The sequence below is a fragment of the Serratia sp. Ae19-1 genome (genome assembly GCF_059801225.1).
Window position 1 is genome coordinate 161,194 of record NZ_JBCHWD010000010.1, and the last position, 8,075, is coordinate 169,268.

At 54.4% G+C, this 8,075-nt stretch carries 10 protein-coding genes; 1 reads left to right on the top strand and 9 read right to left on the bottom strand.

All coding sequences use genetic code 11. The annotated features are described in order from the left end of the window. Nucleotides 1–126: 126 nt before the first annotated feature. From AAIE04_RS23160 to AAIE04_RS23180, 5 genes are all read right to left on the bottom strand, one after another. Nucleotides 127–549, bottom strand: a complete 423-nt coding sequence (locus AAIE04_RS23160) for a hypothetical protein (protein ID WP_230329028.1) — start codon at nucleotides 547–549, stop codon at nucleotides 127–129. A 119-nt stretch (nucleotides 550–668) separates the two neighbouring features. Continuing rightward, on the bottom strand, nucleotides 669–1,175 hold the full coding sequence (locus AAIE04_RS23165; RefSeq protein WP_498577731.1) for a YbaK/prolyl-tRNA synthetase associated domain-containing protein: 507 nt from the start codon (nucleotides 1,173–1,175) through the stop codon (nucleotides 669–671). Between the two features lie 26 nt (nucleotides 1,176–1,201). Beyond that, nucleotides 1,202–2,173 (bottom strand): threo-3-hydroxy-L-aspartate ammonia-lyase, encoded by a 972-nt coding sequence (locus tag AAIE04_RS23170; protein ID WP_164095954.1) that lies wholly within the window; start codon nucleotides 2,171–2,173, stop codon nucleotides 1,202–1,204. A 21-nt stretch (nucleotides 2,174–2,194) separates the two neighbouring features. Next, nucleotides 2,195–2,584 (bottom strand): RidA family protein, encoded by a 390-nt coding sequence (locus AAIE04_RS23175; RefSeq protein ID WP_498057808.1) that lies wholly within the window; start codon nucleotides 2,582–2,584, stop codon nucleotides 2,195–2,197. A 54-nt stretch (nucleotides 2,585–2,638) separates the two neighbouring features. Further along, nucleotides 2,639–3,913 (bottom strand): cation:dicarboxylate symporter family transporter, encoded by a 1,275-nt coding sequence (locus tag AAIE04_RS23180; RefSeq protein WP_498057807.1) that lies wholly within the window; start codon nucleotides 3,911–3,913, stop codon nucleotides 2,639–2,641. A gap of 310 nt (nucleotides 3,914–4,223) precedes the next feature. Here AAIE04_RS23180 and AAIE04_RS23185 point away from each other — a divergent pair, with 310 nt between their 5' ends. After that, nucleotides 4,224–4,850, top strand: a complete 627-nt coding sequence (locus AAIE04_RS23185; RefSeq protein WP_004929586.1) for a helix-turn-helix transcriptional regulator — start codon at nucleotides 4,224–4,226, stop codon at nucleotides 4,848–4,850. A gap of 85 nt (nucleotides 4,851–4,935) precedes the next feature. Here AAIE04_RS23185 and AAIE04_RS23190 read toward each other — a convergent pair whose 3' ends face one another. From AAIE04_RS23190 to AAIE04_RS23205, 4 genes are all read right to left on the bottom strand, one after another. Continuing rightward, nucleotides 4,936–5,223, bottom strand: coding sequence for a hypothetical protein (locus tag AAIE04_RS23190; RefSeq protein ID WP_498577732.1), 288 nt, complete (start codon nucleotides 5,221–5,223; stop codon nucleotides 4,936–4,938). 823 nt (nucleotides 5,224–6,046) lie between these two features. Continuing rightward, nucleotides 6,047–6,619 carry a helix-turn-helix domain-containing protein gene (locus AAIE04_RS23195; protein WP_498577733.1) on the bottom strand — a complete coding sequence of 191 codons (573 nt, stop codon included), beginning with the start codon at nucleotides 6,617–6,619 and terminating at the stop codon, nucleotides 6,047–6,049. 85 nt (nucleotides 6,620–6,704) lie between these two features. After that, on the bottom strand, nucleotides 6,705–7,508 hold the full coding sequence (locus AAIE04_RS23200; RefSeq protein ID WP_498577734.1) for an MrpH family fimbial adhesin: 804 nt from the start codon (nucleotides 7,506–7,508) through the stop codon (nucleotides 6,705–6,707). Nucleotides 7,509–7,618: 110 nt separating this feature from the next. Next, on the bottom strand, nucleotides 7,619–8,075 hold a 457-nt coding region (locus AAIE04_RS23205; RefSeq protein ID WP_498577735.1), incomplete at its 5' end, for a fimbrial protein.

Sequence of the window (8,075 nt, forward strand, 5' to 3'; positions counted from 1 at the left end):
GCTAAAGCGCTGTTCAACGCGGCGCCAGCGCCGGTTGTCCGAGTCCGGTCGCCCTATATAGAGAACCCAGCCTATGGCTGGGTTTTTGCTTTTCAGAGACAGGACTCTCCATCGAACTGCGTTCGATTATTCGGGCTTTCGTTGGCTCGGCGGAATCAGCCCAATCAGCGCCAGTACGCAAGATTTGGCGGCTAATACCAGATTGAGATGCCCGGGGAAAGCGACGTTGATGAACCAAAAGGCCAGGAAGATCGCCAGAGAAACCGGCCAGGCGAGCACGAAGAACCGGGTATCGCATAACCGCTGGGCGCAAAACAGCAGCGTCAGCACGATCGCCAACACGCCGAAAGGAAGATACAGAATCAGCCTCAGGTAAGAGGCGATGACATCGGCGAACGAAACGTTATTGATGACGGAAATCGTCAATTTCTGAAAGAATAATGCGTCGTTGTTATAGAGCTCTAAAAGATTTAACCACGCAAAGCTGAACCCTATCGTTAACGACATCCATACTGCGTATTCTTTGCGGGATAGGGGATTGGTGATCAAACTCAGTCTCTCGTTCAGCCAGCGGTTCCAAACAAAGGATATAGCATAAAAACGCTGAACCGGCGGTAAACGGCAGTTCAGCGTTGTTGTTCAACTCGTCTGAACAGACGCTCTTTTTCTCACTCCGCTATCGTCTCCGTACGCGCGAAATGAATAAACTCAGGCGCCGCAATACGCAGATAATCCTGCGCATTGAGCACTACGGAGCGTTGCAGATCGCCGGCGTTAAACGCAATGTCATCGTAACGCTCAAACAGCTCCGGATCGGCGACCAGCCTGAGCTGCGGGTGGAAGCTGAACGGCGGGATCGCCCCCGGCACGCAGGCCGTCAGGGTCGCGATTTCCGCCGGGCTGACCAACGACGCCTTTTTACCGCCCAACTCGGCCGCCAACCGCTGCAGATCCGCCTGACGGTCAGCCGCCAGCACTGCCAAAATGTAATGCTTGGTTCCATCGATGCGCGTTTGGCACACCAGTGCCTTGGCGCCCTGCCCCTGTTCGGTGCCGCGCAATGCCGCTACCGCTTCGCAGCGCCCCTCCGCCGGATGTTCTATCACCCGGAATGCGGCCTCTCCGGCGCTCAGCAGCGCCACGACCTGCTCAAATACCGTCTTGTCTGTCACCATGGTTCTCTCTCGTCATCCGCCTGTTTCTATTGACCTGCCAGCAACTCGCCGTAGCGGCGAATGTCGACGTTGCCGCCGCTGATGATCACACCGACGCGTTTTCCCCGCAGCATCGATTTCTGCGCGCAGGCGGCGGCGAACCCCAAGCAGCCGGTTGGCTCCACCACCATTTTCATCCGTTCGGCGAAAAAGCGCATGGCGGTAATCAGCTCATCGTCGGTCACCGTCAGAATGTCGTCAACGTCCCGGCGGATAATCGGGAAAGTATATTGGCCCAGATGCTGCGTCTGTGCGCCATCGGCGAGGGTCTGCGGCGTCTCAATGTGAACGATGCGGCCGGTACGGAAGGATTGCTGCCCGTCATTGCCCGCCACAGGCTCTACGCCATAGACTCGGCAACCCGGCGACAGCCGACGCGCGGCGAGCGCAGAACCGGCCAGCAACCCGCCGCCGCCCAGACAAACGAACAGCGCGTCCAGTTCGCCGACCTCGTCGAACAGCTCTTTAGCCGCGGTGCCCTGCCCGGCGATCACCTGCGGATGATCGTAAGGCGGGATCAGCGTTAATCCCTGTTGCTGCGCCAGATCCCGGCCGATCTGCTCGCGATCCTCATGATAACGGTTGTACTCCACCACTTTGCCGCCATAGCCACGCGTCGCAGCCACTTTGGCCGCCGGCGCGTCGTGCGGCATGACGATCGTGGCGGGAATGTCGAGCAGCCTGGCGGCCAGCGCGATCGCCTGCGCATGATTACCGGAAGAAAAGGCCACTACCCCGGCCTTGCGCTGCGCCGGAGAAAACTGCAGCAAGGCATTCATCGCACCGCGAAATTTAAAGGCGCCCATCCGCTGCAGGTTCTCGCATTTGAAAAATACGCTGGCACCGAAATCGTCGTCAACCGTGCGTGAAGTCTGCACCGGCGTGCGGTGAGCATAATCCTTGATGCGTGCGGCGGCGGCGGCCACGTCGTCATAAACGGGTAAAATCAAATCGGTCATAGCGTTACCTGTCAGTAAGGGTTAAAGGGCGGACAACGCGACAGCTTCCACTTCCACGGCGGCGCCATAATGCAGCTGCGATACGCCGGCCACCGCGCGCGCGGGGCGAAACTCGCCGATCCATTCGGCATACAGCGCATTGAAGGTCGGCCACAAATCGATATCCGTCAGATAGACGCGCACCTGAACCAGCTGCGCGCGGCCGACGCCGGCCCCTGCCAGGCAGGCATCCAGATTGTCGAGCACCTGGCGGACTTGCCGCGCGAAAGATTCGCCGGCAAGACTCTCACCGGAAAAGGCGATCGGCAATTGGCCAGAGATATAGACCGTCCCATTGGCCGTGCAACTGGGTGAGTAATGACCGGCGGGAGGAAAGCTGCCGGAGCCGTTGTAAACCACATCATGCTTCATATTTAATCCTTGCACAGGTTCGAAAAGCCCTGCGGCAACCGCGCAGGGCGGCATTCAGACGGGTTTGCGCACGGCCGCTTCAGGCAGCCTCGCCTGAAAACCCACACGCTCTTTCTGCCAGTAAGAAATCGCCATGGTCGCCACGCCGTTGCCGGCCACGTTAGTCAACGTACGCATGGTATCCATCAAGCGATCCACGCCGAGAATCAGCGCCAGCCCCTCCATCGGTATCTCTGGAAACATCAACAGCGAAGCGGACAGCGTGACGAAAGCGCCGCCCGTCACGCCGGCTACGCCTTTCGAGGTCAGCAGAAACACCATCAATAGACCGGCCTGTTGCGCCAGGCTCAGCTCCAAACCGGCGGCCTGAGCGATAAACAGCGCCGCTAACGTCATGTAGATTGAAGAGCCGTCCAGATTCAAGGAGTAACCGGTCGGCACGACAAAACCGACGGTGGCTTTACTGCAGCCGGCCACTTCAAGTTTTTTCATCAGGCCCGGCAAGGCGGCTTCCGATGAGGTGGTGGTAAAGGCGATGATCAGCTCTTCCCTGATGAGTTTTAAGAAACCGAACAGGCTAAAACGGGTCAACCAGGCCACCACGGAAAACACCACCACAATGAGGAACAGACACCCCAGATAGACCAGCCCCACCAATTTCATCACCGGCATCAGCGCGCCAATGCCGTATTTGCCCAGCATGAACGCCGCCGCGCCAAATACGCCAACGGGCGCCAGTTTGAGGATGATATTGACCACTTTGAAGGTGGCTTCGGTAAGCAGATTCACCAAATCAACCACCGGCTTGCCTTTATCGCCCATTGCGTACAGCGCATAGCCAAACAGCAGAGCCACCAACAAGATTTGCAGCATGATGCCGCTGGCCAACGCATCAACCACCGTTTTCGGGATGATGCTCATCACGAAATCCACGCCTTGCAGGGGCTCCGCCGGTTTAAGCACCGTGGCGGCATCAGCATGCAAGGCCAGCCCCTTGCCCGGCTCAAACAGATTGCCTATCACCAGGCCAATCAGCAGTGCCAACGTGCTGACCGCTTCGAAATAACAGACCGAGATCATGCCCAGGCGACCAACGCCGGCACCGCGTTTAACCTGCGCAAAACCGGCCACCACGGTGAGAAACACAATCAGGCCGGCCACCATTTTGATCAGCTTGACGAAGGCCGCCGCCAGCGGATTGAGCTGAGCGCCAATTTGCGGCCACAGCACTCCCAGCGCGCCACCGGCCGCCAGCCCTACCACTAACTGAAAGGTCAGCGTGGAGTAAAAAGGTTTTCGTGCCGAACCGACGACTGAAGTTGCAGACATTATTGTTCTCCATGCCCTTGCGGGCCGTTGAAGCTAGCGCTGAAAAACCCCGGTGTGTGCGATACGGCTTTTAACGCACGAACATGGTCATACTCAAAACAAATAATCTAAAATTAGAAAATAAGTCCAGTTATGATGTTATATACCTGCGCGACAGTCAAATGCCAATCGGGAAGTGCGGAATTGGGAGCAGGATCATTTTTAGTGCCGCCAGGCGCCAGATGAAAACCGCCGTGCGCCGCACTTGTGGTATGTTCTTCATCTGGCTCGAAATGAGCCAACGCCGCCAAGAGAGTGATCGGAGTGCCCTATGCCTGAAGTGCCGGAAAATTTACTGTTATCCCAGTTGAATGTGATTGCCGAGGGGCTGAGCGCCACCTTCGCGCCGTTTTGCGAAGTGGTGGTTCACGATCTGCAAAATCCCGAACACGCCATTTTGGCGATCCACAACAACCTGTCCGGACGAGAAGTCGGCCAAGCGGCGACGGAACTTGGCCTGGCTCGCATCGCTTCGGCGGAGTTTCCCAGCGTGATCGCCAACTACGGCAACCAGTTCGCCGACGGTCGCCCGGCGAAAAGTACCTCGATCGGCATCAAGAATGCGCAGGGCGACTACGTCGCTGCACTCTGTTTGAACGTTGATATGACGCTGTTCCGCGGCATGCAAAGCGCGCTGGCGCAGTTCACGCAAACGGCGGCCGGCGCGGTGACGGAACACCTGGAGCCCAGCGGCGCGGAGGCCATCCGCAACCGTATCGATCGCTTCGCCGCACGCCACGCCACCACGCCGCGCGCGCTGAAAACACCGGAGAGAAAGCGGTTGATTCAGGAACTGAGGGAGCAAGGTCTGCTCGAGGTGAAAAAGGCGATGGAAATCGTGGCGCAGCACCTCGGCGTTTCCCGCGCTTCGGTGTATCTCTATGCGAAAGAAGAGTGAAAAGGCGGCGCCTTTCAGCCCCGCTTGCGTTACCCAGACATTATTAATACAAAACCCGCCAGTACGGCGAGTTTAGACTTATGCCTCACTGGCAAATCGAGGCGTATTTCTTCATAAACGGGCTGGCGCAAATTGATGCATAGATATCTTTTTGCAGCTGGCTGGCAGTAGACGCCGGTTTTTGCGCACCGCCGATGTTGACGCCGGTACCGTTGTTGCCGCTGGTGCTGCCGTTAATACTCACGTCAACGGACGTGTTGCCGCCGCTGCCGGTATTGCCATTAATACCACCTTCAATCACCAGGCCTGCCTGAGCCAGCGGCGAACACATCAGCAGTGCGCAGCCCAGTAATGCGATTTTTCTTCTCATCATGCCCTTCCTTTTTATTGAATTACCGGTTTTGTCTTTATTTCCCAGTACAACACAGCCTATACCGATTCCCTGCTGCGGCTAATGTCCTCTCTTACCTCCCGCCAGCCGTCTTTTCCTCATGCGCCGTTCATGTTTGAAAAACGCATACAGACTCAGAAAAAACAGAAGTATCGCCAGATAAAAAAGACTCACTTTACCTTCCTTGGGTACATCCTGACATCACGCCAAACACAACATTCGCGCAATCAATAATTATTTAAGAACTCATAGACCACAGCCAACCAAGAGCCAAATGGCAAAGATGAGTTCCTGCTATTCGGTCAGCAACCATTAATAGCCCTATGAATTTCATTTCACATAAGGCAGCATAAGAATCTATGGTTTCAAAATCAGCATTCACGCCACTGATAATTAATAAGATGTACAGACATGGGAATTACACAGGCATGAATAATAACAAAAACAGAAAAGTATAATATCCCTCATAAATGTTAAGAATACTCTCCCTTCGTGGGCAGCAGCCAATCAATGAATTCATAATACCGGTTTGACATTAACAGTCTGACGGTGTGCGATTGATCGAACCCGCAGTGGAGGTCATTCCCCCTGTCGTTCGCGATGGGGTAAAGCCCGACGCCTTACGGACGCTGAGCGCTCGGCGCCCGATTTTGCAGCATATGCAGCCCACGTTTTTTGCGCGTCTTTTACTAATGCGGGTATTCAATCGGTTTTTACTCATGGCTTTATAGTGCATAAAAAACGAGAACAGGCTCAGAAAAAACAATAAAACAGCCCCAAAAAACAAGATCACCCGCATTCCCTTTCACAGTTCGTTACGGCGCAAAATAAGCCAGTTGTAGAGTTCAATCTTGCGGTTAAAGCCGAATTTCTTCATGACCGCCCCCCGGTGCGCACTCACGGTTTTAACGCTGATATTCAGCCGCACTGAAATATCCGCCGGGCTGACGCCTTTGGAAAACAGCCGCATGATCTGCCGCTGCCGTACCGTCAGCGTCTCTTCCTCAAACAGTACCGCCTCATCTGAACCGGATGTTTCTCGTTCATGCCATAATGCATCTAAATAAAAACGCAGCTGCCGCAGATCGCCGCGTTTGGGCAGCGTTTTCTGCAACCGCCCCAGCCGCCACGTCGCCAGGCTGTTTTTCCCTTCACACAGGGAAAAAATGACGCAATCTTTCATGCCTGCACGCAGCGCCTCACCAATCAGGCGGGCCATAGGCCGGCTGGCGTCATAAAAAACAATGTCGGCACTGCCCAGGCGACTCTGATTAACAAACTCCACCCGCTTATTCTTGCCGTGAAAATATTCAACCAGAAAGAATACCAGCCCCTGAGAAATAAAAGCGTCCTTGCCTAGCAAGGCAATATTAACCATAACCAGCAAGCTCCTTTGTTCTGACTGGCATATAATACACAAACATGGAGAGACTCTAACTAATTAAAAATAAGACTAAATACCATTAAATTACTTCTATCGTCGCTACCGCTGAGGCGCTGAAACTCCCAGAGCTGGGCGTACCATTCACAGAAAGATCCGAAGTAAAGAGTACAGGCGCGTAAGCTCCTGAACTGGGAATGGATATGTTAGTGCCCGTACTCCCATTCTGATCATTGACTTTTAACGTCGAATATAAACTTCCGTTGGCGGCTAATTTTAATATATTACTCCCACTACCGCCGGTGACTTTAACCTTCACCGTTGCTGGCCCAGTGCAAGACAACAGGTTAGTGGCCATCGCCCGGTTTCCATCAACTGCTGATGCCGCCAAAGTGCCGTGGAGTAAGGATACGTCACCGGAGAAGGTACAAACTACTTTTTCCGGAGGGGGGGGATTGCTAGGGTTACAGTCTGAGCCTTGAATAGCAGGGGTACTGCCTGGAATCCAGATTGTAACATAAAGACATTTATCTCTCTCAGGAGAGCCACCGTAAAGATTTGAAATAGGCAAGTCTTTACTGTTAATACTTGCCATAATTGTACTCATAGAGTATGAAGAACCAGCACGACCAAAATCACTTAATGGAAATATATTACCAGGCTCAATCCCTGAGGAGGGGCCGATTGAAATCTGACATTCTGCCCCCCTCAGACAATACGCAGAGGAGAACGACTTGGAGCTGCTGCTCGAAACGGACTTAAGAGTATATTTAACCGTTCTAGGCCCAACCCAACTCCACTCAATATTTACACTCATGGGCTCCAGAGCAAGTGCATTAGAAATAAAAACAAAAAAGAACATAGCCCCATAAAAAACCTTCATCATGATAACCTCCCGAACTATTTAATAGTATTTTTTGCGTTATCTCTCATAAAAAACGATAAACATTTCGAATAACTTCTGATAAAAAATCCCGTGTATTGAGGTTAATCAGACTATTCATAAGCCAGACTAAACGTCGCCACCGCGCTGAACGCCCCACGCCCAATGGTCTTTCGCTCTATTGCCTGCGGTTCACCGCGCACATAGGCCTGCAACGCCAAAATATTGCCGCCGGCCTGCAGGCCCTGTTTCTCACTGGCCTGGTTGAGCGGCAGCGCCTTGCCCGCCAGTGTTTCCAGCCCGATGGCGATCCCCTTAGCCAGGCTGCCGCCCGTGGGGGCCAGCAGGCCGGGCAGCGCCACGCTTTCGCTACCCAGCAGCGTGACCCTCACCGCTTTGCCCAGGCTGAGATCGCACTCGGCCAGGTGAATTTCAAACTTCTGCCCCGGCGTGCGGGTATTGAGGTACAGGTACTTGTCGATGATGGTGCCAAAATCCAGCGTGATCTCTTCCGCCCCCGGCGGGATCACGCACGGCTCCGCCACCAGCGCGCCATGCAGGCGCAGGTTT